General features: G+C 64.7%; 20 protein-coding genes. 7 read left to right on the plus strand and 13 right to left on the minus strand.

Going from position 1 to position 23,527, the window contains the following annotated elements; genetic code table 11:
- The first annotated feature begins 25 nt into the window (after nucleotides 1–25).
- Both ACCD03_RS01920 and sctC read left to right on the plus strand, forming a co-directional pair.
- Entirely contained in the window at nucleotides 26–1,462 is a 1,437-nt protein-coding gene (locus tag ACCD03_RS01920; RefSeq protein ID WP_045205526.1) for a helix-turn-helix transcriptional regulator, read from the plus strand.
- A gap of 69 nt (nucleotides 1,463–1,531) precedes the next feature.
- Nucleotides 1,532–3,316 carry a type III secretion system outer membrane ring subunit SctC gene (sctC, locus tag ACCD03_RS01925; protein ID WP_413410661.1) on the plus strand — a complete coding sequence of 595 codons (1,785 nt, stop codon included), beginning with the start codon at nucleotides 1,532–1,534 and terminating at the stop codon, nucleotides 3,314–3,316.
- A 73-nt stretch (nucleotides 3,317–3,389) separates the two neighbouring features.
- Here sctC and ACCD03_RS01930 read toward each other — a convergent pair whose 3' ends face one another.
- From ACCD03_RS01930 to ACCD03_RS01945, 4 genes are all read right to left on the minus strand, one after another.
- Nucleotides 3,390–5,477: a hypothetical protein gene (locus ACCD03_RS01930; protein ID WP_413410662.1), complete on the minus strand. Its 2,088-nt coding sequence runs from the start codon at nucleotides 5,475–5,477 to the stop codon at nucleotides 3,390–3,392.
- Between the two features lie 110 nt (nucleotides 5,478–5,587).
- A complete protein-coding gene (locus ACCD03_RS01935; protein WP_413410663.1) occupies nucleotides 5,588–6,772 on the minus strand; it encodes a hypothetical protein in 1,185 nt (394 codons plus the stop codon).
- A 70-nt stretch (nucleotides 6,773–6,842) separates the two neighbouring features.
- Nucleotides 6,843–8,123 (minus strand): hypothetical protein, encoded by a 1,281-nt coding sequence (locus ACCD03_RS01940; protein ID WP_413410664.1) that lies wholly within the window; start codon nucleotides 8,121–8,123, stop codon nucleotides 6,843–6,845.
- A 413-nt stretch (nucleotides 8,124–8,536) separates the two neighbouring features.
- On the minus strand, nucleotides 8,537–10,843 hold the full coding sequence (locus ACCD03_RS01945) for a TonB-dependent siderophore receptor (protein WP_413410665.1): 2,307 nt from the start codon (nucleotides 10,841–10,843) through the stop codon (nucleotides 8,537–8,539).
- 668 nt (nucleotides 10,844–11,511) lie between these two features.
- Here ACCD03_RS01945 and ACCD03_RS01950 point away from each other — a divergent pair.
- Nucleotides 11,512–12,414 (plus strand): type III effector protein, encoded by a 903-nt coding sequence (locus tag ACCD03_RS01950; RefSeq protein ID WP_413410666.1) that lies wholly within the window; start codon nucleotides 11,512–11,514, stop codon nucleotides 12,412–12,414.
- Nucleotides 12,415–12,602: 188 nt separating this feature from the next.
- Here ACCD03_RS01950 and ACCD03_RS01955 read toward each other — a convergent pair whose 3' ends face one another.
- The 4 genes from ACCD03_RS01955 to ACCD03_RS01970 all read right to left on the minus strand — a co-directional run bounded on the left by ACCD03_RS01955 (nucleotide 12,603) and on the right by ACCD03_RS01970 (nucleotide 16,978).
- Entirely contained in the window at nucleotides 12,603–13,907 is a 1,305-nt protein-coding gene (locus ACCD03_RS01955; RefSeq protein ID WP_045205521.1) for an MFS family transporter, read from the minus strand.
- 191 nt (nucleotides 13,908–14,098) lie between these two features.
- Entirely contained in the window at nucleotides 14,099–15,328 is a 1,230-nt protein-coding gene (locus tag ACCD03_RS01960) for an MFS transporter (protein WP_413410667.1), read from the minus strand.
- A 100-nt stretch (nucleotides 15,329–15,428) separates the two neighbouring features.
- Nucleotides 15,429–16,265 (minus strand): GntR family transcriptional regulator, encoded by an 837-nt coding sequence (locus tag ACCD03_RS01965; protein WP_413410668.1) that lies wholly within the window; start codon nucleotides 16,263–16,265, stop codon nucleotides 15,429–15,431.
- A 170-nt stretch (nucleotides 16,266–16,435) separates the two neighbouring features.
- The gene (locus tag ACCD03_RS01970; RefSeq protein ID WP_413410669.1) at nucleotides 16,436–16,978 is read right to left on the minus strand and encodes a winged helix-turn-helix transcriptional regulator; all 543 of its coding nucleotides are present in this window, start codon (nucleotides 16,976–16,978) and stop codon (nucleotides 16,436–16,438) included.
- Between the two features lie 134 nt (nucleotides 16,979–17,112).
- Here ACCD03_RS01970 and ACCD03_RS01975 point away from each other — a divergent pair, with 134 nt between their 5' ends.
- From ACCD03_RS01975 to ACCD03_RS01985, 3 genes are all read left to right on the plus strand, one after another.
- On the plus strand, nucleotides 17,113–17,691 hold the full coding sequence (locus ACCD03_RS01975) for a GNAT family N-acetyltransferase (RefSeq protein WP_260780996.1): 579 nt from the start codon (nucleotides 17,113–17,115) through the stop codon (nucleotides 17,689–17,691).
- 242 nt (nucleotides 17,692–17,933) lie between these two features.
- On the plus strand, nucleotides 17,934–18,368 hold the full coding sequence (locus ACCD03_RS01980; protein ID WP_252694713.1) for a VOC family protein: 435 nt from the start codon (nucleotides 17,934–17,936) through the stop codon (nucleotides 18,366–18,368).
- A gap of 50 nt (nucleotides 18,369–18,418) precedes the next feature.
- The gene (locus tag ACCD03_RS01985; RefSeq protein ID WP_413410670.1) at nucleotides 18,419–19,294 is read left to right on the plus strand and encodes a LysR family transcriptional regulator; all 876 of its coding nucleotides are present in this window, start codon (nucleotides 18,419–18,421) and stop codon (nucleotides 19,292–19,294) included.
- 27 nt (nucleotides 19,295–19,321) lie between these two features.
- Here the strand turns inward: ACCD03_RS01985 and ACCD03_RS01990 are convergent, their stop codons facing one another.
- The 4 genes from ACCD03_RS01990 to ACCD03_RS02005 form a co-directional block, all read right to left on the minus strand.
- On the minus strand, nucleotides 19,322–19,681 hold the full coding sequence (locus tag ACCD03_RS01990) for a hypothetical protein (RefSeq protein ID WP_413410671.1): 360 nt from the start codon (nucleotides 19,679–19,681) through the stop codon (nucleotides 19,322–19,324).
- 67 nt (nucleotides 19,682–19,748) lie between these two features.
- A complete protein-coding gene (locus ACCD03_RS01995) occupies nucleotides 19,749–20,177 on the minus strand; it encodes a roadblock/LC7 domain-containing protein (RefSeq protein ID WP_413410672.1) in 429 nt (142 codons plus the stop codon).
- A complete protein-coding gene (locus ACCD03_RS02000; protein WP_413410673.1) occupies nucleotides 20,174–20,689 on the minus strand; it encodes a GTP-binding protein in 516 nt (171 codons plus the stop codon). The genes ACCD03_RS01995 and ACCD03_RS02000 overlap by 4 nt, the downstream gene beginning before the upstream one ends.
- Nucleotides 20,690–21,412, minus strand: a complete 723-nt coding sequence (locus ACCD03_RS02005) for a hypothetical protein (RefSeq protein ID WP_413410674.1) — start codon at nucleotides 21,410–21,412, stop codon at nucleotides 20,690–20,692.
- Between the two features lie 384 nt (nucleotides 21,413–21,796).
- Between ACCD03_RS02005 and modA the strand changes: the two genes are divergently transcribed.
- On the plus strand, nucleotides 21,797–22,570 hold the full coding sequence (gene modA / locus ACCD03_RS02010) for a molybdate ABC transporter substrate-binding protein (RefSeq protein WP_316675276.1): 774 nt from the start codon (nucleotides 21,797–21,799) through the stop codon (nucleotides 22,568–22,570).
- On the opposite strand, the gene ACCD03_RS02015 is transcribed toward modA, so the two are convergent.
- Nucleotides 22,571–23,527 (minus strand): MFS transporter (locus ACCD03_RS02015; RefSeq protein ID WP_413410675.1); only part of this gene is annotated, 957 nt, incomplete at its 5' end. It abuts the gene before it with no gap.

The following is a 23,527-nucleotide window of genomic DNA, read 5'->3' on the forward strand; positions in this document are numbered from 1 at the left end:
CAATCTCTGACACGGGAGCGTCGACATGCTGGGAAACATCTACTTTGCCTTGGCCTCCGGACTAGCAGCGCGTGAGCGTCTGCCTGACTATGCGCAGGCCGTCTTCGCGGAGGATTTCGACCGCGCGTATCAACTGGTCGATGATCATGCCGGCCTGCACGGCAAGGAGGCGGGCGACTACGCCGGCGTGCTCGCCATGGCCGATGCATCGATGCTGCTGGAGTGCGATGAAGACGCCGAAGAAGCGTTCCGCACCGCGCAGCGTCTGATACGCCATTCGGATGATCAACTGCGCGTGGTCTCGTGCCGCAACATGGGCTGGCAATCGCTGCTGCGCGATCGCTATTCGGCCGCGGCGGGCTGCTTCTCTCGCATGGCCGAAGACGATGGCGCGACATGGCTGCAGCGCATCGAAGGGATGATGGGCTTGGCCCTCGTGCACCACCAGCTCGGTCAGCAGGACGCAGCAGACGAGGCCCTGCAATCGGCTCGCGCCATTGCAACGGAGCGCAATGATGCCGGCTGGATCGCCACGCTCGATCTCGTCGTGTACGAGTTTGCGGTGCAGGCTGGCATCCGATGCTCCAACCGCTTGCTGGAACACGCGTTCTGGCAGTCGGCCGAAGTGGGTGCTGCGATGCTGCACCACCATGGCGGCCGCGACGGATGGGCCCTCAACGGCAAGCACGACGCGAATGTGCCCGCGATGATCCATCGCCGCGCTGAATATCTGAGCCTGCTGCGCCGCATGGCAGATGGCGATCGCGCGGCAATCGACCCGCTCATGGCGATCATCGGGCAATCGCGCCGCATGGGTAGCCGCCTGTTGATGCAGACGAAGGTGGAGGTTGTGCTGGCAGCGCTCAGCGGTGAGCAGCACGACGTGGCCGGCAAGGTATATGACCAGATCTGCAACCGCGATACGTCTTTCGGCGCACGCCGCTGGAATTTCGACTACCTCTACTGCCGCGCCAAGATGGCCGCGCAGCGTGGCGACGCAGCCGGTGCGCTCAAGTACTACACCGCCTATATGCAGGACGCCCTGCGCTGCCTGCGCACCGAATCGCCCGGCGTGCGCCGCGTCAGCCAGACCACGCCCGCCGCGTCACGTGCGTCCGATGACGTGAGCGCGCGGCTGTCTGCCAAGTACCGCCGGGCGTATCACTACATCCTCGACAACATTGAGCGCAGCGACCTGACCACGCGTGAGGTGGCCGCGCACATCAACGTGACTGAACGCGCGCTGCAACTTGCGTTCAAGAGCGCGGTAGGCATGTCGCCCAGCTCGGTTATCCGGCGCCTGCGTCTGGAGGGCATCCGCTCCGATTTGCTAGACGAGGGGCGCGGGCCATCGAACATCATCGATACGGCATCGCGCTGGGGCATTCGCAGTCGCTCGGCGTTGGTCAAGGGGTATCGCAAGCAGTTCAACGAAGCGCCGTCGGAAACCATCTGGCGTTAAGCCGCAGGCGCTGTATCGCGTGGCCGCGCGCTGGTGCGGTCTGTCTTCTTCATTCTCACGAGTGCAACCATGCATCTGACTCGAATTGCGGGCCGGAAAGGTCGCGTGCTGGCCGCGTGCCGGTGCCTGATGGCTGTGGCCATCGCGGTGCTGTCGCTGGTCGGAAGTGCCGCTGCGGCGGTGATCCCCTGGCAGTCGCAAAAATTTGAATACGTGGCCGACCGCAAAGACGTGAAAGATGTCTTGCGAGACCTCGGTGCCAGCCAGCACGTCATGACGTGGATATCGCCGCAGGTCGAGGGCAGCGTGACGGGCAACTTCAATGAAACACCGCAGCGGTTTCTCGATCGCATGGCCGCCACGTTCGGCTTTGCGTGGTACTACGACGGCGCCGTGTTGCGTGTGACGGGCGCCAACGAGGCGCAGAGCGCCACCATCGCGCTGCAGCGCGCGTCCACCGCGCAGGTCAAGCGTGCGTTGACGCGCCTGGGCGTGACCGACCCGCGCTTTCCTGTGCTGTATGACGACGAAACCGGCAGCGTGGTCGTATCCGGGCCGCCGCGCCTGGTCGAACTCGTGCAGGACATCGCACGCCTGATCGATCGCGGCCGCGAGGACGCCAACCGCACCGTCGTGCGTACTTTCCCGCTGCGCTATGCCTGGGCCACGGATCACACCATGGTGGTGGACGGCCAGTCCATCACCATTCGCGGTGTCGCGTCCATCCTGAACAGCATGTACGGCAACAACGCACCGAGCACGGAGAACACGCCGCAGCGCGGCAGTGACCGCCGTGTCGACAGCGTCGCCCCCGGCGAGGCGAACGCAGGCCGCGCTGGCACGCGTGCGCTTTCAGGCCTGGGCGGCAATGATCGCAGTGGCGGCAAAGCGCCGCTGCCGCCTGGCGGCATCGGCCAATATGCCGGCGGCGGTTCTGTAGCACCGCTGCCCAGCGGCGAAGGCCGCAGCCGCACCGATGCATTCCAGGAAGACGGCGGCAGCGCCCCGATCATCCATGCAGACCCGCGCAGCAACTCGGTGCTCGTACGAGACCGCGCAGACCGCATGGCGGCCCACCAATCGTTGATTGAATCGCTGGACACGCGCCCGGCTGTGCTGGAGATCAGCGCCAATATCATCGAGATCAGCGAGAGCGCATTGGAAGACCTCGGCGTTGACTGGCGTCTGCACAACAGCCACGTCGACATGCAAACCGGCTACGGCACCAACACGCAATTGTCCAATCCCGGCTCGCTCGATGCAGTATCCACAACGGCCAATGCCGCTGCCGCCATTGCCGCTACGCCAACGGGGGGCGTGTTGACCGCCGTGATCGGTGGGGCATCGCGTTACCTGATGGCGCGTATCAGCGCGCTGCAGCAGACCAACCAGGCTCACATCACCGCGAGCCCCAAGGTGGCCACACTCGACAACACCGAGGCCATCATGGACAGCAAGCAGAATTTCTACGTGCCGGTGGCGGGGTATCAGTCGGCGGATCTGTACAGCATTTCGGCGGGCGTGTCGTTGCGCGTGTTGCCGATGGTGGTCACCGACGGCGGCGTCTCGCGCATTCGCATGAACATCCATATTGAGGATGGCCAGATCACCAGTCAGATGGTCGGCAACCTGCCGGTGGTGAACAAGAGCGAGATCAACACCCAGGCACTCATCAACGAAGGCGAAAGCCTGCTGATTGCCGGCTACTCGGTAGACCAGCAGACCAAGGGCGTAGATGCTGTGCCCGGGCTTTCGAAGATCCCGTTGCTGGGAGCACTGTTCCGGCATGACCAGACGACCGGGCAGCGGTTTCAGCGGCTGTTCCTGCTGACACCGCGTGTGGTAGCGCTGTAGTGCTTTTGCCAATGTAGTCACGACAAAGCCTCCGTTCGGGAGGCTTTGTCATTCGTGCCCGCCAGCCGCGCGGTCAGGGGCGGTTTGACGGCCCGGCGGTGCCTTGCTGAACAAGCGTATTCCAGTGGCGCTGGGCGATGGGAAGCAATGCCAGCGCAAGGCCTTCGCGGCGTTCGTCTGCGGTGCCGTGCTGATCCTGCCGTGCCAACCGGTGGAGGGCCTGCGCATTCGGGTCGTGCGCAATCCGCGTCGCCAATTGCGGTAGAAGACGCCTGAGTGTACTCGTTCCCTTGGCGCCCTCGGCCACTTTGCTGAGGTCCAACACGAACTGGCGGCCAGCTTCTGATGCCAGCAGCGGTTTCAGTTCAGTCTGCAACGGCTGTGCAAGCGCTGCGAGTGTGGCCTGGGCCTGCGTGGCTGTCCATAACTGCTGAACAATCGGTACCAGCTGTGCAGCCACCTGGTGCGAAGGGTTGGTTGACGGATGGCGCCGTGCCTGCTCGCGCAGGCTCTGGATCTGCGCGTGGCCGGCAATCTTCTGAGCGAACGCCGGAAGCATGTGTTGCAGCCGGCTGGAGCCGCGCACGCCAAACGCGCCTTCGCCAATGGCGATCACCAACTGGCGCCCCGCGCTGGAGGCCACCAGATCGGCAAGTTCATGCTGCAGGGCGCGCGGCAGCGCACGCGCGGCGGTAGCCAAACGTGCGGACACCTCGCGATCGGGCTCCATGTTGAACGCGTTGGCCAATGCATGCTGCATGGCGGTAGACGCATCGGCCTGCACGGCCGTCGGATTGCGCAGGACCTGATTCCTCACTTCGGGTAGCCGGTCATGGGCATTCTTCAGTCGAAACGCGACCGAGACCAACTGGCCGTCATTCATGCCGCTTGCCGAACCGAAGACGGCATTTTCCATCTCTTCGTTCTTGCGCTCGATGTCGGCGTGCAGCAATTGAAGGCGAGGCGCGTTTTTCATCGCCCATTCTTCACGCACCTTGCCGATTTCGGTGTGCAGATGTTCCGGAAAGTGCACCTTGCGGCCGGGCATCGGGGTGATGAGCGATTTTGGCAGGCCCTGCATCGTGAGCCCCGTGCAGCCACGCAGATCGATGGTCTTGATCTGGCGCAGGCTTCCGACCGATGCCGGCACGGCGCGTAGCTGCGGACAGTGCGAGAGGTCGAGCGTTTTCAGATGACGCAACTGCCCAATGGAATCGGGTACCGAAGTCAGGCCCACGTTGTGGTGCAGGTTCAGTTCGGTGAGCTTCGACAGGTTGCCGATGCTGGCTGGCACCTCGCGCAGGTAGGTGTGCGCCAGAGACAGCGTCTTCAGCTTGCGTGCGTTTCCAATGTCGCGTGGCAACCCGGTGAGCGGTGAATGCTGGATGGCAAGGTGCTCCAGGTTCGCCAGACCGTGCATGGCCGGTAACTCGCGCACACCACTTCCCACGATTTCAAGATGTTTCAAGCTCGACAACTGCCCCAGCGTGTCGGGCACCGCGTGCAAGCGTTGGTTGTCGTGCAGCTTGAGCGTCTCCAGCAGGCCAAGGTTGCCCAGATCATGCGGCAACTCGCGCAAGTCGCAATCCGACAGGTGGAGCGCCTTGAGGTGCGCGATTTCGGAGACGAGATCCGGCAGATGGAGCACGGGCGTCGCCTTCAGTTCGATCTTGTCTGCGGGCTCTCGACGCCCTCGCGCCACGTCTTCGATATGCGTCAGTGCAATGTCGAGCTGTCGTGCCGCATTGAAGTGAGCAGGCGGGTTTGCCGGACGGTAGTCTGCAATCCGGGCATGCATCTGCGCGTGCCATTCTTCCAGGGCCTGGCGGACGCCGGAGCCGGCGATGCGCGCATTTACGGCAGCGGCGCCATGCAGCGGGATTTCGGGCGCCGGGGCGCGTGCATGGAGTGGGCTGTTTGGTGCCGTGCGCGACGTCCCGGGTGATGTGCCGGCGGTGATGTTGGGGCGTGCAGCGGAAGGCCCGCCAGCATTGGCAGACGAGCGGCGCAGCCCAAACAATCCGGCAATACCGCCGCGCCGGGGCTGCCGTGCCGGCTCCTGCCGCGGGGGCGTGGCGTAGGCGGGAACGTTGCTGCGCGCTGGAGTGGATTCTGCGGCCGGAGCCTGCGAAGTGCGGCGGAATGGATTGATCGAAGGCATTGAGATTCGAGTCGGGGGGTGTACGACGGTGGCGTCGCACCGGTGGTGGAAAACAACGACCCCACGCCAACATCGCGTGGGGCCGAGGTGAAACAAACGCACGCGGTGGCTTATGCGGCCTTCTTATGCGTCGACGTGCTGGCGTTGGCGCTAGCGCTCACCTGGCTCGAGCCGGAGGACTGCGGCGCCGATACGGGGGCCTTGGAGGTGACGTCGTCGCCGTCGTCATCGTCGTCGTCATTGCCGTTCGACTTGATGGCGTTCAGCATGCGTTGATGCGCGGACTGCTGTTGCAGGAGTTGCAGCTGCAGGAGCGCATCCTGCCCGGTGGGGTCGGCGCCGTTGGGTTGGGCCTTGTTGCTGCCGTTGCCATTGCTGGAGTCGACTTCGGCCTCGTGCTTCTTCTTGCCCTTGCGGCTCGCGTCTTCGTGGCCGTCTGCGACGGCCTGATGTTGCGTGCCGACGTAGTGCGCTTCAGGTTGCGTGGCGTGCCGGGTCTTGCGCGAGGCATGGAAATCTCCTGCCACGCCAGCGCCCGCAGCAGCAGCGCCGAGCAGCATGCCGCCGGTGCCATTGCCGCTGCCGCTCACCTTGTCGAACAGGTTCTGTGCCTGTACGCCGGCCTCGGCCTTGGTGCCTTCCTTGGCGGCAAGCTTGACCGCATCCTTCAGGCCGCTGCGGCCGCCGGTCAGCGCGCCTTCCACCACCGAGTCGACCACCGTACCGCCCAGGTGCGTCTTCTGCAGTGTTGCCACGGCCGCGCTGGCGGCGAGGCCCTCGGGTGTCAGGTCCGAGGCCAACTGTGCGGCGTTGCCAGCGGCTGAGCCGATATCGCCCAGCGCTTCACCAAAGTGACCATGCGCAGCCGCTTTGGCGGCAGCAATGCTGCTGTCCGCGAAACCGTTGACGCTGTCGCCGATGCCCTTGACCGTGCGGTCAGCGATGTCGTTCACGAAGCCCCGGGCCTTGTCGACCTTGCTCAGGGCCTTGTCCAGGCCCTTGCTCAGGTGGGCGTTTTCCAGCGATTTTTCGGCCACGTCAAAGGCGGCGGTATTCAGATCCCGCATGCCCTTGAAGGTGGCTTCGCCAACGCCCACGGCGTCGTGCAGCGCTTTTTGAATGCGCAGATGCACCAGATCGTTGGTCAAGGCTGCTGTTTGTTTGGCGACGGCTTCCACGTCGTGGGCGAGGTTCTTGCCTACGCTCTCGGCGGCGTGGGCGATGCCCTTGCCGACCTTGGCGATGTCATTGCCCAAGTGCTGAAAGGCGTGCTTGATTTTGCTGAAGATACTCATGGTGAGTCTCCGTGCTTGAGATAGCAAAAATGACGGCCGTTACCCGGCCGTCAGGTTAAGTGGCCTGGCGTTACGCGCCCTGCACCTGGGGCTGCTGCTGTTGCGCGCCGCCGGCCTTTTGGGCTTGCAGTTGCTCCAGCACCTTGATCATGTCTTTGAGCAGCGTCTCGAGCTGGGCCATGGGGCTGTTGGTGCCATTGCCGGTGCCGTCTGCGCCATTTGCGCCATCCGCCGTGGAGGCGTTCGGCGTGCCGGATGCACCGGACGCGCCGTTTGCCCCACCGGCTGCCGTGCCGCCCGCTGCGCCGCCTGCACCGTTTGCCCCGCCGGCCGCACCAGCGTTGCCAGCGCCACCCGCGCCAGCGCCGCCGCCTTGCGTCTGGTCGCCGCCAAGCGCCTGTTGCTGTTGTTGAGCCAGCATCTTCAGCAGATCGTCCAACACCTTCAGCAGTTGTTCGATCATGGAGTCGTTGCTGTTCTGGCCGCTGGCCTGGGCACCGTTGGCGTTGTTCGTGCCGGATGTGCCATCGGCTGCGCCCGTGTTGTCGGCACCGTTTGCACCGCTGGCATCGCCCGTGTTGTCGGCACCGTTTGCACCGCTGGCATCGCCCGTGTTGTCAGCGCCGTTTGCGCCACCGGCATCGCCTGTGCTGTTGGAGCCATCAGCACCACCTGCCGCGCCAGCGTCGGCGCCACCATCAGCACCGCCTGCCGCGCCTGCGCCGGCGCCACCGTCAGCGCCACCCGCCGCGCCTGCACCGGCACCGCCATCAGCACCGCCGCCGGACGCGTTCGACATCATCTGCTGCTGCATCAGTTGCAGCGCGTCGTCGAGCATCTGGAGCATGTCGTCCATATTGAGGCCCTTGCCGCCGTTGGCGCCACCCGCGCCATCGACGCCCTTGGCGCCGTCGCCCGTGTCGAGCTTGTGCTGCATCTGCTCGCTGAGCGTCATGAACTTCAGCAGGTCTTCCAGCAGCTTCATGAGCGCTTGCATCGGGTCCTGGCTGCTGGAGTCGCCGCCGTTGTCATCGCCAACTTGCTGGCCCTTGCTGGCTCCCTGCGCACCTTGTGAACCCTGGGCGCCTTGCGCACCTTGGCTTGCAGACGGGCCATGCGCAGCACCCGCGCCCGGGGCGCCACCGCCGGCTGCGCCACCCGAGCCACCGCCGGCACCTGCATTGGCGCCGCCTTGTGCGGTGGCGTTGCGCAGCATGGCTTCAAGCACCTTCAGGATGTCTTGCACGAGATGCTGCAGCGGGCTTTCGGCCTGATTCTGTTTGCCGGGCTGATCCAGTTGGAGCTGGGTCGAAATGTTCAGTGAAGCGTTGTCTTGGACCTTCATATTCATGTGTCACCTCAGTGGGCAGGCGTGATGCATGGCACCGCCCAGGCCGCTGACTGGACGCATGCCGATACAAAGAGGAGAGAAACGCCGCACGACCGACGTCTGCAGAGAAACGGCGGCACGGCAATCGCTTCCGATTCCGGTTCGGGTCGCGGGGCCGGCATGGCCCTGCGCGTTCTGCCCGTGCCGGGCCGCGCAGCCCTGGGCAGCCGCGTGCCGGCACGCCGATCGCAAAGCGAAATGGCATGTCGGGCGACTTTGGTGGAACGTTAGGGAATGTCGGCCGTCAGGCGATGCTGCGAGGCCGAAGCGCTGATCACCGAGACGAAATCGCAGGCCAGAGGGATGCGAGAGGAGGCAAACTCACGCGCGCGCCGCCGTGTCAGGGCATGCGGTGGACCAATCGACAGTGGATTTCAGAAGTTGTGCGTGACGCGCAGCGCCAGCGTGCGGCCGGGCAGGATCGGGATGTAGCTGCTGCTGAGGGTGTTGCCGTACATGCGCACGTTGAAGAGGTTGCGGGCAAAGACGTCGATGCGCCAGCCCTTTTGGTGCCAGAAGAGGCTGCTGTCGACGCGCACGGCGCCGGGCACCCGGAACGAGACATCACCATGGGCATCGGCTCGGCCTTGCGCGCTGATGCCAAGCCCCACGCCGGCGCCTGCGAGTACGCCGCTTTGTATGGTGTACGTCGTCCAGAGCGCGGCGTTTCGGGCTGGCACGCCGGGTACGTAGCCGCCCGGTAGCCTTGCCGACATACGAGAGGTGGACAACCACAACGAGGCCTCCCAGCCGCGCGCCACCGTGCCCTGCATCGACAGTTCCACGCCCTGGTTGGTTTGTTCGGCCAGTTGTGTGTAGTAGCCCGGGTGCGACACGTCGGCCAGGCTCACGTTCTTGGCATCGATGCGATAGAGCGCTGCCTGTGCCGTCAGCGTGTGGTGGGCGTTTTCCCACCGCAGGCCGGTTTCGACCTGACGGCTGCGCTCGGGTTGCGTGCCGGTGCCGTCATAGAAGTAGCCGGTGTTGATCTGGAATCCACGCATGTAGTCGGCAAACCACGCCGTGCTGGGAGTGAGCTTGTAGAGCACGCCGACGGCAGGCGTCCAGGCCACGCCTCGCAACTGCGTATGGGGCAGCAGGGCGACGTAGTTGTTCGCGCGAATGGAACCGGACATCTCCCATCTGTCGCCAATGGAGACGTGGTCGCGCAGGCGGAAGATCGATTGCCGCAACGTTTGCGACAACCAGTTGCCCGGAACGAACGTTGCCTCCGGCAGCGGTACGGGCGCAAATGGGTCTTGCGTGACCTGGGCGATGGACCCCGGTTTGATCAGGTTCTGCCGCTCCTGGATCTCTTCCCAGCCGAGCGTGAATGCATGGCGCACGGCGTTGTGCGACAAGGTGCCCGTCAGCTCGTTCGACATGGCCCAAAGGCGGCTCTCTGTATGGCGCAGCCCGCAGATCGTGTTGTTGGGCATGGCGTTATACGACGAAGCCGAGCCGAGGTCCCACTGGGCCGATTCCTCTCTTACGGATTCATAGCTCGCCCGCGAGTGGATGGCCCAGTCATCGGTCAGGTTGCGCGAGGCCGTGTAGTAGACGCGCGTGCCGCTGCCTTCCACGCGGTCGTCTACGTTGCCGAAGGGAAGCTGCACGGGCACGCGAGCAGGTGCGCCCCCCAGCGCGAAGGTGGCGGGCGGCACGGGCTGCCGGCTGGTGAGCGATTCGATGCCGGCGGTAACGCTCGTTGCGCTGTCGTTCCAGCCCAGCGCGGCGTGGCCGTAGCTGACGCGGTGGCCCGCGTATCCGGCGTCGCTGTCGGTCGTTGTGTCATTGAGCCCAACGAAGCGGTAAGACAACCCGTTGCCCCCGAAGCCGCCGGCCAGGTCAGCTACCACCTTACGCCCGGTGTGCGAGCTGATCTCCATGGCGATGCTGCGCTGCGCGACGGCGGTTGGCGCCTTCAGGCTGGCATTGATGGCACCGCCAGCCATGGTGACGCTCGCCACGTCGGCGTTCGGCCCTTTGATGACGTCGATCTCTTCAAGTGCGTCCACGGGCCGCAAGGAGCCGAGCTTGTCGGGCAAGCCATCCACCGAAATTGTGTTGGTCAGGTAGCCGCGGATGGCGTAGAGCGGCGGTGCTGTGGGGTCAGCCAATACCGATGCCACGCCGGCCTGCGCCAGTGCCGCATTCAATGAGGTCGGCTGTTGGCTGGCCAGGAGACCGCGCGTGATCGTATTGACGGCGTGCGGCATGCTCGTCATCGGCATTTCAACGCGGGTGATGGCGCTGCTGGAGACCACCGCGAATCCTATGTCGCCTGCGCCATGGACTTCCGACGGCGGTAGCGAGCCGATGTCACGCGGTGAGTCGGGTGCGCCGGCGTTGTCGGCCGCCACGACGGTGAGCGTGCCGTCAGGCAGTACGGAGAGCGCCAGCCCGCTGTTTTGCAGTGCCAACCGGGCCGCATCTGCGGCCGTCATCTTGCCGTCGATGGGGCCTGCCCAGCGCTCCTTCACAAGGCTGGATGCGAACGACACCGGTTGACCGCTCAACCGCGTGATTTCCATCAGGACATGCTCGAGCGTCGAGCGCTCGATATGCAGTTGCAGCGGCTCGTCAGCCGCTATGGCATGCGCCTGCTGTGCCATCGACAGTCCGATCAGCACGGCAGCCAGGCCAGGGAGGCGGAACCAGGTAAGAGGCAAGGGCGTCATGAGGGACAGCGCTGTCACCGTACGGCGAAGGTCTGCAAAAGACAGGGAACAAAACACGTCAGCGCAACCTGCGCGTGAAATTCCCATGGCGTTCTGCGGCATCGCAGAGGCAGGCGGACTTGGCGGCTAGGCGCCCTCCCGAAAGCAGACGTTTGCGCGCAACGCGATGTGCTTGGGGCTCAAAGCGGAACGAGGGATGCACATGCCGTCGAGCAGGCTGCCGCAGACGCGGTCAAGGCTGTACTGCGATGTGTCCGGAAAGAAGCCTGGGTTGAGCGCGGATGCGCTCTCCGTTTTGCGCGCGGTTTCAGTACAACACCCATGTCGAACCGGCGTTCGCATTTCGCCGGCACGATCGACGGGATTCGCTTCTCGTTCATACCCCACCCGTATTTTTATTGTGGTGAAACGGGCGCGAATAACGCAGGAACCGTGCCACGTTCCCCCTCCGAAGTGGGGGGCGGATTTCCGCCGAGCCGCTTGACGCGGCCCATCGGCGCAGCGCAACGCAGTGACAGATCGGGCGAGCTGTTTCCTTTGCGAACATGATTCGATCGGCGGGCTGCGTTTCGCCCCGCAACGGTTCGTTTCGCGCCGTGGGGCCGCCATGTGGCCGCTGCCCGCTATGGTTATTGGCGTTTCTGACTCGTCCTTCTGCCGTGGTGCTTATGCTGTCATCAACGTCTTGCTTTGCCGATGCGCTGGCCGATCGTATTCGCTCGTCGCTCCAACAGACAGCTCAGACGAGCGGACTTGCCGCGCGGCACGAGCGCTTTTACGAAGTCGCCCAGGCGCTGCGATCCGAAATTCTGGAATTGGCGTCCGAAGAACCGGACGACCTCGCCGTGCTGAAGTGCGCTCAGGCCTTTCGAGAAGAGACGCAGGCATTCAAGCAGCGGCACGCCATTGCGCGACTCGCGTATTCGCCCGAGGTCGACTGCCGCTATCCGTTTCGCGATGAAATGGAGCAGCCCATTCTTATCACCACGCTTGAGCCGACGGGACGATCCAGAGACCGCTTCGAGCGTTACCCGGCAGACGCCGTATGGCCGTATCTGCAGGCCGATGTGACGCCCAGCCAGCGCGGCGCGCTGTACCACCGCACGCTTGTGTGCCGGCGGATGCAGCGCGCTGACCTAAACGACGCGCGCGAGGAGGCGCTCATTGGCGAGCGCGGTGTATTTGCCGCCCGGGACATTGCCGTGGGCGAATGCCTTGGCGTGTACGGCGGCCGGCTCCTGACGCCCGCCACTTATTACACCTGCCTCGATGATTCCTTCGTGCTGAGCACCAGCGCTGGCGGCATCGATTCCTGGGTCGACGGTGAAAACATCCTGGCGATGGCCAACACCATCTTTGCTTACGAACGCGGCAAGGCGGATCGGCAGGCGGAGTCGGGCTACAACATGGAGGCTGCGGTGTTTGAGGCCACTTCACGTTGCGGACGACGCTTTGCCATCCGCGCCTTCTTTGCCACAGAGCGCGTGGCCGCCGGTGCCGAGTTGCGCTGGAACTATCGCTACGCGCCGGACCTGATTCGCCAGCAGTTTGGCGCGCACGCTGCGGTCTAAGGGTAGGACGCAGATGTCATTGCAGCGTCAGCGGCGTCGGTTTCCCCAAAACGCTTGCCGACTTCCTGTCCAGGAGCTGCGTGCCAAATCAACCCGGCGACCGGCAAGACCGCTTATCGAAATGGACATGAAAAAGGGCGCTCTACCAAATCAGGGCGCCCCAGCGTGCATCGATCAGCGGCGAGCCGTTACGGCTCGTGGCGCAGATACCCTTCCTTGCTCGGGTCTGGCATGAAGTACGTCACAACGAACGACACCGCGCACAGCGCCGTCACATACCAGTAGAACGTCGATTCGGTGCCGGCCTGCTTGAACCACAGCGCAACGTATTCCGCCGAACCACCGAACACCGCGTTGGCAATCGCATACGACAGGCCCACACCCATTGCGCGCACTTCCGGCGGGAACATCTCAGCCTTGATCAGCCCGCTGATCGACGTATAGAAGCTGACGATGGCCAGCGCCAGCGTGATGAGGCCGAAGGCCGCGAGCGGGGTCGACACAGTGGCCAATGCCTTCATGAGCGGCACCGTCCCCAGCACAGAAAGGGCCCCGAACAGCAGCATCGAATTGCGTCGACCAATGCGATCGGACAGCGCGCCAAACACTGGCTGCAGCACCATGTAGACGAACAGCGCGCCCGTCATCACGGTGGAGGCAGTCTTGGTGTCCATGTGCGCCGTGTTGACGAGGTACTTCTGCATGTACGTCGTGAACGTGTAGAAGATCAGCGAGCCGCCGGCGGTAAAGCCGAGCACGCGCATGAACGCACCCTTGTGCTGCCACGCCCCGCGGATCGTGCCTGCGTGCTCGGCCTTGCGCGCCGAGGCGGTCTGCGTTTCGTGCAGCGATTTACGCAGGTACAGGGCGATCAGCGCCGTCAGCGCGCCCACCACAAACGGAATGCGCCAGCCCCAGGCTTTCAGCTCGGCGGTCGTCAGCAGTTGCTGCAGGATCACCAGCACGAGCACCGCGCACAACTGGCCGCCGATCAGCGTCACATACTGGAACGAGGCAAAGAAGCCGCGGCGCCCCTTCAGCGCCACCTCGCTCATGTAGGTGGCACTCGTGCCGTATTCCCCGCCCACCGAGAGGCCCTGGAAGAGTCGCGCTACGAGCAGCAGGAACGGGGCCAGCGCACCGATCTGCGCGTACGTTGGCAGTACCGCGATCAGCAGCGAGCCGCCGCACATCATCAGCACCGAGATCATCATCGCCGTGCGCCGGCCGTGCTTGTCGGCAATGCGGCCGAACAGCCAGCCGCCAATCGGACGCATCAGGAAGCCAGCCGCAAATACTCCCGCCGTGTTCAGCAGTTGCGTCGTGCGGTCGCCGCTGGGGAAGAACGCCGGCGCAAAGTACAGCGAGCTGAACGCGTAGACGTAAAAGTCGAACCATTCGACGAGGTTGCCCGACGACGCGCCGACGATGGCAAAGATACGGCGGCGTGTGTCGTGCGGGTCAACCGCATGCGGGGTTGCAGTGCTATCCATGAGGGCGTCTCGGTGTGGTTGTTCTGTGGGCAGCCTAAGCTGACCCTCAGAATTGTAGCGACATGTCGCAGATTGTCGCGCCCCGGAATTGCCCCGATAGGTGAGATGGTGTGTTGCGGGAGGTGTAGAACAGGCGTGCTGAGGTTACGCAGAAACGGGTACGCTCAACGCGCGTACCCGGCCGATTTGGCTCACCGCGCCCCCTGCCGCACGTTGAACACCGCACGCAGCCCGAGCGCCACCAGGGCCGCCGCCGTGCAGAACGTCATCAGTCCCGTCCAGCGCGCGCTTGTCCACGCCAGGCTCGCGCCATACGCACCCACCGACATGCCGATGAACAGCGCCGTCATGAACACCGCGTTGATGCGGCTGCGCGCTTCGGGTGCCAATGCGTAAATGATGGTCTGGTGCGACACCAGCGCTGCCTGCACGCCCACGTCAAAGATGAGCGTGCCGATCACGATGGCGATGAGCGATTGCGGGAACAGCGCCATCGCGGCAAACGTCACCGCCATGAGCAACGCGCCGCCTGCCGCGATGTGGCCTGGCGCAACGCGGCCTGACAATCGGCCGGCAATGCTCGCGCCCAGCGCGCCCGCTGCGCCGGCCAGGCCTAGCAGACCCGCTTGCCCCGTCGACAGGCCGAGCGAACCCGTCAGATGCAGTGTCACGGTCGACCAGAAGCCCGAGAACGCAATGCCGATGAACGCCTGCGTGATGGCCGACGCGCGCAGCCGCGGGTGCTGGGCGAACAGCGTGCCGAGCGAGCGCAACAACGTGAGGTACGGCTTCCGCATGGTCGCTGGCGGCGTCACGCCAAAATGGGCCGCGCGCACGGCAATCGCCAGCCCGACAATCGCCACTGCCGACACGCCGAACGCCGCGCGCCAGCCGAAGTGGTCTGCAATGATGCCGCTGAATACGCGCGAGCTGACGATGCCGATCAGCAACCCCGTCATTACCGTGCCGATGTTGCGGTTGCGGTTGTGGTCGGTGCTGATGGCGGCGGCGCTGGGCACGAAGTCCTGCGCGATGGTGGCCGACAGCCCCACCACAAAGCCCGCCGCAGCCAGCACTGGCAGGTTGGGCGCAAGGCAACTGGCGATGAGCGCCAGCGTGAGCAGCACCGCCTTCCACAGGATGACGATGCGACGGTCGTACCGGTCGCCCAGCGGGCCGAAGAAGAAGATGCCGCTGGCATAGCCCGCCGCCGTGAGCGTCGGCAACACGCCCAACGCGTGCGGCGCGATGGCGAGGTCGCGGCCAATGAGGCCGAGCAGCGGGTGGTTCAGGTAAATGCATGCCACGCTGATGCCCGCACCGGCCGTGAGCAGGCGGATCAACCCTTGGGTGTCAGGCGCGGCAGATGCGGTAGCGGTATTCGTGTTGGCAGGCGTGGGGGACGCAGGCGAGGTCGACATGGAAACCTCATGGAGGAAATTGCTGCATCGCAGCGAAGCGGCGATCCTAACAACTTTCCTCTGGGCCTGCTGGCGGCCAATAACCTTGCTGGGGGTGGTGTCAGGCGCGCTGTCCGGCGGGGTTGGGCGCTGAGGCAGGGGCCTCTTCCACGTCTTCGCTGTGGCCGCCCTGCACGTCGTGGCCGGCGTTATCGATCCACAGGCGAGCGCGGTCTTCGCCCACGCGCGAGAGCTCCATGCGGTATTCGTAGCGGTCGGGTCGGTAAAGGCCCTGCAGCAGTTGCACGGGCCGTCCGCTCATCTCGCGCACGATGCGCTGGACGGACAGCAGCGGCGCGCCCACCGCCACATCCAGGTACTGCGCCGTCGCCACATCGGCCAAACGGGCAGACACCACTTGCGACGCACGATCGATCCGCACGCCAGAACCCTCGATCAGCCGCAGCAGCGACTGGTTTGCCAGGCGGTCCAGCGTGAGCTTGCTCGTCACGTCCAGCGGCAGCCATGTGGTGATGAGCGCCATGGGCGTGTCTTCCAGGTGGCGCACGCGCACGAGTTTCTTGATCGGCGTGCCAGGTGCGATTTCCAGGCATTTGGCCTCGTCGGGCGGGGCCAGCACGTCTTCAAATTCGACGACGACGGCCGAGGTGCGCTCGCCCACGTCGATGATGTTCTGCAGCAGCGTCTGGGCCCCGCCGCCCATCGTCACCGGGTCATCGGGCTTGACGACAAAGGTGCCCATGCCGCGATGGCGGCGCACCAGACCTTCCTTGACGAGGTAGTCGAACACGCGCCGCATCGTGACGCGCGAGGCGCCGAACTGGCGGGCCAGCTCGATTTCGCCCGGCATCGGGCCGTCACTGAACCGGCCCTCAAGAATCTGTTGGCGCAGGACGACGTAGATCTGGTGGTAGAGCGGTACCACGGCATCAGGCATGGCAGTCGTGGTTCCGGGCGTGAGCAGCGAGGTCGAGGGCGAAATCAGGAGGGGCGGCCATCAAGCGATGGGGCAAGGCGCAGGATGCGTTGGAAAGCCGGGCCAAACGCGGCCATTTGCCCATTCATCCGCGACGATAGGGCGTTTTTCCGGGCCTGTAAAGTTGTGTGTTACCCGTTGGCTGGCGGCGTATCGTCGGCCGTGGCGGCAGCACTTTCCCTCTGCCCATAACGGGGATTGCGCTCGCGTATCGAGTTCTTGGGCGCAACAGGCTCGCCCAGCGCATTGACCAGCGCCACATGGATCGGCGTGCCGCTTTCGCGGTCGCGCAACAGGATCGGGCCTTCGCCGTCGGGCGTGAGGTAGCGGTCGCCCCATTGCATCAGCGCGACGATGGCGGGCAGCAGGTCGACGCCCGCCCGCGTGAGCCGGTAGGCATCGCGCACGCGGTCGCCCGGCTCCTGATATGGCACGCGGCGCAGGATGCCGTACGTCACCAGCGCCTTGAGCCGCGACGACAGGATCGCAGACGAGCACCCCGTGCGGCGCAAAAACTCATCAAACCGCGTCACGCCCGAGAACGCCTCGCGCAGCACGAGCAGCGTCCATTTCTCGCCGACGATCGACACGGCGGCCGCGATCGAGCAGGGCTCTTCCATCGACGTCACAAGCTCCGACGCCGCTGGGACGGGGAAGGGTTCCGGGATTCTCATGGCAAAAGCATAGTCAATTCTGACTTTACTTGCAAAAGTCAGGGTTTCTGCTAATCTAGCTTCAAATTAGAAAGTCAGGCGGTGATCCCGTGCTGGCGGTCAATAACAACGATCCATCGCGTGAGGAGATCCCCATGCTTTACACCATCCACCGTTACCCCGCCGAATGGATCGACCGCTGGACCATGCACGACGGCTCCATCGCCACCGTGCGCCCGATTCTGCCGCAAGACGCCCCGCTTGAGGCTGCCCTGGTAGAGGGGCTGTCGTCCGAGTCGCGCTATGCGCGGTTCCTGGTGGGCGGGGGCCGGCTGACCGACGAGATGCTCGCCGCCTACACGCAAATCGATTACGTGAACCACATGGCGCTGGTCGTGAGTGTGGCGCGCCCCGACGGCACCGGCGAAGACCTGATCGCCGATGGCCGCTTCGTCGTGGAAGACGGTGTGGCCGAATTTGCAATGCTGGTGGCCGATGCGTGGCAGGGCAAGGGCGTCGGGCGGCGCCTGTTTGCCACGCTGGTCCGTGCGGCCCGGGTGTCCGGCGCGCGTGAAGTCTTCGGCGAGGTGCTGTCCATCAACCGCCGCATGATCAGCCTGGCGCGCGATGCGGGTTTCCACGTTGCCAATGTCCCGGGAGATGCCACCGTCTGCACCGTGCGCCTGCCGTTGGCCGATGTTGAAGCGGTCATGACGCCGTTCGTTTTCGCCTGAAATTCCGAGCTTTGCGGGCCTGCACCTCATGCAGGCGCGCTTACCGCGTGTCTCTTTCGCCGCCGTTGGGCGGCTTCTTTTTTGGCTGATTCATCGATATTGATGGTGCTCAGAGAAAAAAATCATCGCTTTTGTGGATGAATGGATGCGCATAGACTCATCGGCGTGGCCTGGTGTGTGGGTGCCCCCCACCTGCGTGCCGGTGCCGCCTTGTTCAATCCCTGCCGCCTTTGCCCCACACCATGAGCGACGTCACACCCGTGCTTGCACCGTTTCACCTGGCTTTTCCTGTCCACGATATTGCCGCGGCGCGCGCCTTCTATGGCGACATCCTCGGTTGCCCGGAGGGGCGCAGTTCGCCGGACTGGGTGGATTTCAATTTCTACGGCCACCAGATCGTCGCCCACCTCGCGCCGGACGAAATCGGCCACCGCAAGACCAGCGCCGTCGACGGCGACAACGTGCCCGTGCGCCACTTCGGCGTAGTGCTGTCGATGCCCGAATGGGAAGCGGCAGCCGACAAGCTGCGCGCCGCCGGCATCGAGTTCATCATCGAGCCGCACATCCGCTTCAAGGGTGAAGTGGGCGAGCAGGCCACGATGTTCTTCCTCGATCCGTCGGGCAACGCGATGGAGATGAAGGCGTTTGCCAACATGGCGTCGCTGTTTGCCAAGTGAGCTGGCGCGGCGCGCGTATCCTTGCGCTTCTCCATTGACGCGCGCGCTCCATGCTTCGAGAACTCAAGACCTTCATCGCCGTTGCCCGGCATGGCACGTTTGCGGGCGCGGGCGATCGCATCGGCCTGACGCAGTCGGCGGTGAGCGCGCAGATCCAGCGTCTGGAAGCGTCGCTCGGCTTCCCGCTCTTTGACCGCACGGGCCGCTCGGCCACGCTCAACGCCGCCGGGCGCGATGCGCTGGCGCTGGCAGAACACATCGTCACGCTATATGACCGTCTGGGCGACCAGGCGGGCGGCAATGAGCAACGCGGCCTGGTGCGCGTCGGCGCGATTGCTTCGGTGCAGACGTCGTTTCTGGTGGATGCGCTGGTGCAATTTCGCAGTGAATTCCCGCATTGCCGTGCGCGCATCGTGCCGGGCGTCTCGCTTGATTTGCTCGGCCTGGTGGATGCCGGCGAGATCGACCTGGCCGTGCTGATCCGCCCGCCGTTTGCGGTGCCGGCCGATCTGGAATGGCGCACGCTGGTGGCCGAGCCCTTCGTGCTGCTGGTGCCCGCCAGCGTGCCCGGCGATGACTGGCGCGCGTTGCTCACGCGTCAACCGTTCATCCGCTACGACCGCCGCTCGTTCGGCGGCCGCCGCGTCGATCAGTTCCTGCGCGACCAGCGCATCACCACGCACGACGTGATCGAACTTGACGAGCTGCAAGGCATGACGCAACTCGTGGCGCGCGGGCAGGGCGTCGCACTTGCCCCGCAGACCGGCGCGCAAGCCACCTGGCCGCCAGGCACACGTGCCATCAGCCTGGGCGACGACACCTTCTACCGCGAGATCGGCCTGATCGAACGCCCCCGCCACAGCCGCCAGCCTATTGCAGGGCGGCTTGCAGATTGCATTGACGAAGCCGCCCGTCCAAATCAGTGATGCGGTGTGCCGCAGGCACGCGACCGATCAAAAACTCAGGGCCTGTTCGATTTCCTGAACCTTGCGCCGCGCCAGCGCCAAGTTCGATTTGTTCTTGTCGAGCACGACGTAGAGGAACAGTCCGGGCTTGCTCCCGACGGGGCGAATGATGTGGTACTGCTTGCTGAGCGTGATCAGGATGTCGTCAATGACATCGTCCAGCTTGAGTGCCTGCATGGTCTTGAGCTTGGCGCGAACCACCTCGGTATTGCCCGCCGCGGCGAGTTCGAGGTCGATCCCATCGCCTGCCGATGCGAGGATCATGCCGCTGGCGCTGTCGACCAGCATGGCGCACATTGCTCCGTCGAAGGTTGCGAGATGGGTAATGGAACTGTTGAGATTGCTCATGATTTGACTCCCCCGATGGTGTGAGTAGGTTGTGGCGATGAAATCGGTGTGACCGCGGCCAGTGCGGCTAGACGGGTCGGTGCAGCAAAGACATGGCAGGCAGCGCAGCGAGTTCTTCTGCGATGCGCTTGGCTTCCCACAGGGCGCGCCCGAGCACGGCATCGTGCCGGTTCGCCATGCACACCTGCACGATCGCGGACTGGCGGACGGGCTGAAACACCATGGTGCCCATGTCGGTTTCGAGCACCATCCGGTGGCAGGTGCTGAAGCGCATTTCGCGCCCAAGCGCACGGACCACCGACATGACCGTGCTCGTCATGGCCGAGAGGCGCGCCGCGCTATAGCGCGTTGGGTCCAGCGCAGAGGCAATCGTGAAGCCGTCGAGCGTACAGAGCGTCGCGGCGGACAGGTCGGGTAGCGCATCGGCGTACCTGGCCAGCACCGCTGTGGCGGCGTGCGTGAGTTCGGCTGGAACGGGGGATACTGCTGCGTTCATGTTTGCAGGGTGTAGAGCATGATTTCGACGATATCGAGCATCTGTGCCCGCTCGCGGACATCGGCCATGACCACCGGAATGGCCCGCCCGAGCACCTGGCTGAGCTGGGCGGAGAACGCATCGACCCGAGCGGGCGTGGCCGGCCGCGCCACAAGCACCAGCGTGGATGGCTGCGTGGGTTCCGAGGCGATGCGACGCAGCAGGGGAATGCAACGCTCGCCCGCGTCGGGCGCATTGACGTCAACCATGACGATCGCGCCGGCGATGACGGAGATGAGCCAATCCCGCAGGAAATCGAAACGGTCCTGCCCGGGGCTGCCGTAGATCTGCAGCAGTTCGCCATTGCCCAGGTCCACCTCGCCGAAGTCGACGCCAACGGTTGTGGTGGCCTTGGCGGACGCATGGCGATCAAGATTGGGCACATCGCAATCGATGGTCACGTCACCGCAGAGCGTGCGAATGGCTGTTGTCTTACCGATGCCCATCGGGCCGAAAATACCAATGCGATGCATTCAGGGCCGGCCTTGTAGCTGATGGCGAGACGTTCGCAGCCAGCGCCCGACGACGTCGAAGAAGCGGCTGTGGGAAACGCTTGCGTTGGCGGGCGCGGTCGCCAAGGGGGCATCGCGGTGCACGTCGATCTGCAGGGCGCCAAGCCGGTTCAGCGTACGCAGCAGCAGGCGGGCCTCTTCCTGTTCGAGTCCGCCGTCCGTCGTCAGCCAACGCAGGCTGACCGCGCGATTGGTCATGGTCGCCATCGCTCGCCGGAAACGCAGCGCCTGCAGATGCATCTCGAGCGTGACCCAGCGCAGCAGGCGATAGGTCGGCTCCGGGCTCGCCTCAGTGATTTGCGTGGGAAGAGATCCGACGGCTGAGGGGCTCGGACGCGCGGGTTTGTCCATCAGACGCAGCGCGACGCGATCCAGCGTCACCCAGAGGTCAGGCAGGCTGAACCCAAGTGGCAAGTGGAACGCGTCGTCGCCGAGGCTGGATTGTGGTGTCTCGTCGAGCCAGATCTTGATAGGGGCCGCAGCGACCGCATCGGCCGACCCGGGGGCGAGTACCACCACATCGGCCTGGTCGGGCAGGACTTCATCCCATTGATAGAGCGAGCGGCCGACAAGCGCGCTGATTCCTGCGCGCAGCCGGCGCTGCAGATCTTCATCAAGATGCTGCAATGAGATGCGGCCACGTCGGTGATCCACGCGCGCGTGGCCCGGTGCGAGCGGCTCCATGCCTGTTCCCCCCAATTCAGATATCCCGAACCACGAGAACGGCCGGCGCTGTGCGCGGTACTTCTGCGTGGAGATGCGGCATGCATGCCGGGGCTTGATCAGCCACTGGTGCGCTGCCGGCTGTTGTTTGTGTCTCGATTTCGGCCCCGTCCTGGCGCCCGTGTATCGGTAAGCGAGAGGCTAGCATCGTCATTGCCGCCTTTGCGCAAGCCTGAGGAATCTTGAGTTTTGCTTATGAATTGCCGAGCAGTCCGGAACGGGAACGAGGTGACGAGAAACGGGCTCGGCATCGGTGATACCGGACATGCGCCACGGCGCATTGACCGAGCGTTATATCGACTCGTATATTACGACCGGTCATCCATTCACTTTCCCGGGTCTGTCATGCAACGTTTCTCGCTGCGCGCGCACGTGCGCACCTTTGGTCTGGTCGCCGCGTTGTCGCTGGGCTTGGCAGCGCCCGCGCATGCGGCGGACCTGGTTGTTTCGGCGGCCGCCAGCCTGACCAACGCCTTCAAGACGATCGCGCAGCAGTACGAAGTGCTGCACCCGGATACCAAGGTGGTGCTCAACTTCGGCGCGTCCGACGTGCTGATGCAGCAGATCGTGAAGGGCGCCCCCGCTGACGTATTTGCCTCCGCCGATCAGGAGGCGATGAACAAGGCCGTGGCCGAGAAAGTCATCAAGGCCGAGACGCGCCACGACTTTGTCGCCAACCAGCTCGTGCTGATCGTGCCCGCCACGGGCACGGTGCCCGTGCATGCGCTGGCCGATCTCATGAGGCCCGAAGTGAAACGTGTGGCGATCGGCAATCCGGCGTCGGTGCCGGTGGGCCGCTATGCCAAGCGTGCGCTGGAAGCGGCCAAACTGTGGGAGCCGGTGGAGGCCAAGGCGGTGCTGGCGCAGAACGTGCGGCAGGCGCTGGACTATGTGTCGCGCGGCGAGGTTGAGGCCGGCCTGGTGTTCTCCACCGATGCCGCCATCGCCGCCGACAAGGTGAAGGTGGCGAGCCCCGTGCCGCTGAATGTGCCGCTCACGTACCCGATCGCTGTGACGTCGGGCACGAAGCAGCCGCAACCGGCGGCCGACTTCGTGGCGTATGTGCTGTCGCCCGCCGGCCAGGCGGTGCTGGCCAGGTACGGTTTTCTGAAACCTTGATTACGCGGTAGCCGGTCGACCCGCGCGCTCGGCATCTTGCTTGGGCGTGCGGTGAATGCGCAGCACCAGGAAGGCGCCGGCCACGCACAGCCCGCCCGAAATCATGGAAGCGAGCGTGTAGTTGCCCAGCGAAGCGCGCATCATGCCCGCACCCAGCGTGGCGAATGCCGCGCCCAACTGATGCCCCGCGACGATCCAGCCGAACACGATGGGCGCTGCGGCCTTGCCAAACACGTCGTTGGTCAGGCGCACGGTGGGCGGCACGGTGGCAATCCAATCCAGGCCGTAGAAGATCGCGAACACCGGCAGGCCGAAGAACTCGAAGCCGAACGCATACGGCAGGTAGATCAGCGAAAGTCCGCGCAGGCCGTAGTACCAGAACAGCAGCACGCGGCTGTTGTAGCGGTCGGACAGCCAGCCCGACAGCGTGGTGCCCACCAGGTCAAAAATCCCCATTGCGGCGAGCAGGCTCGCGCCCTTCACTTCAGAGAAACCGTGGTCTGCGCACATGGCGATGAAGTGCGTGCCGATGTAGCCGTTGGTGCTCGCGCCGCAGATGAAGAAGCTGGCAAACAGCAGCCAGAAATCGCGCTTGCGTGCCGCCTGCACGAGCGTCTGCATGGCCAGGGTGATCGGGTTGGCGCGCGGGCCTGGATCGACTTCCGGCGTATCGGCAGGTTCGCCATAGGTGCGCAGGCCGACGCTCTTGGGCGATTCCGGCAGCAGCAGCCACACGACCGGCAACAGCAGCGTCAGCGCGCCGGCCACGATCAGCACCACCGGGCGCCAGCCGTAGCTCTCGACCACGGCGGCCATCATCGGCAGGAACACAAGCTGCCCCGTGGCCGAGCTGGCCGTCAGGATGCCCATGGCCAGCCCGCGATGCGAAGTGAACCAGCGGTTGACCACCGTTGCGCCTAGCGTGATGGCCGCCACCCCCGTGCCCCCGCCCACCAT

It is taken from the genome of Ralstonia sp. Ralssp135 (genome assembly GCF_047304345.1).
Classification (GTDB): domain Bacteria; phylum Pseudomonadota; class Gammaproteobacteria; order Burkholderiales; family Burkholderiaceae; genus Ralstonia; species Ralstonia chuxiongensis.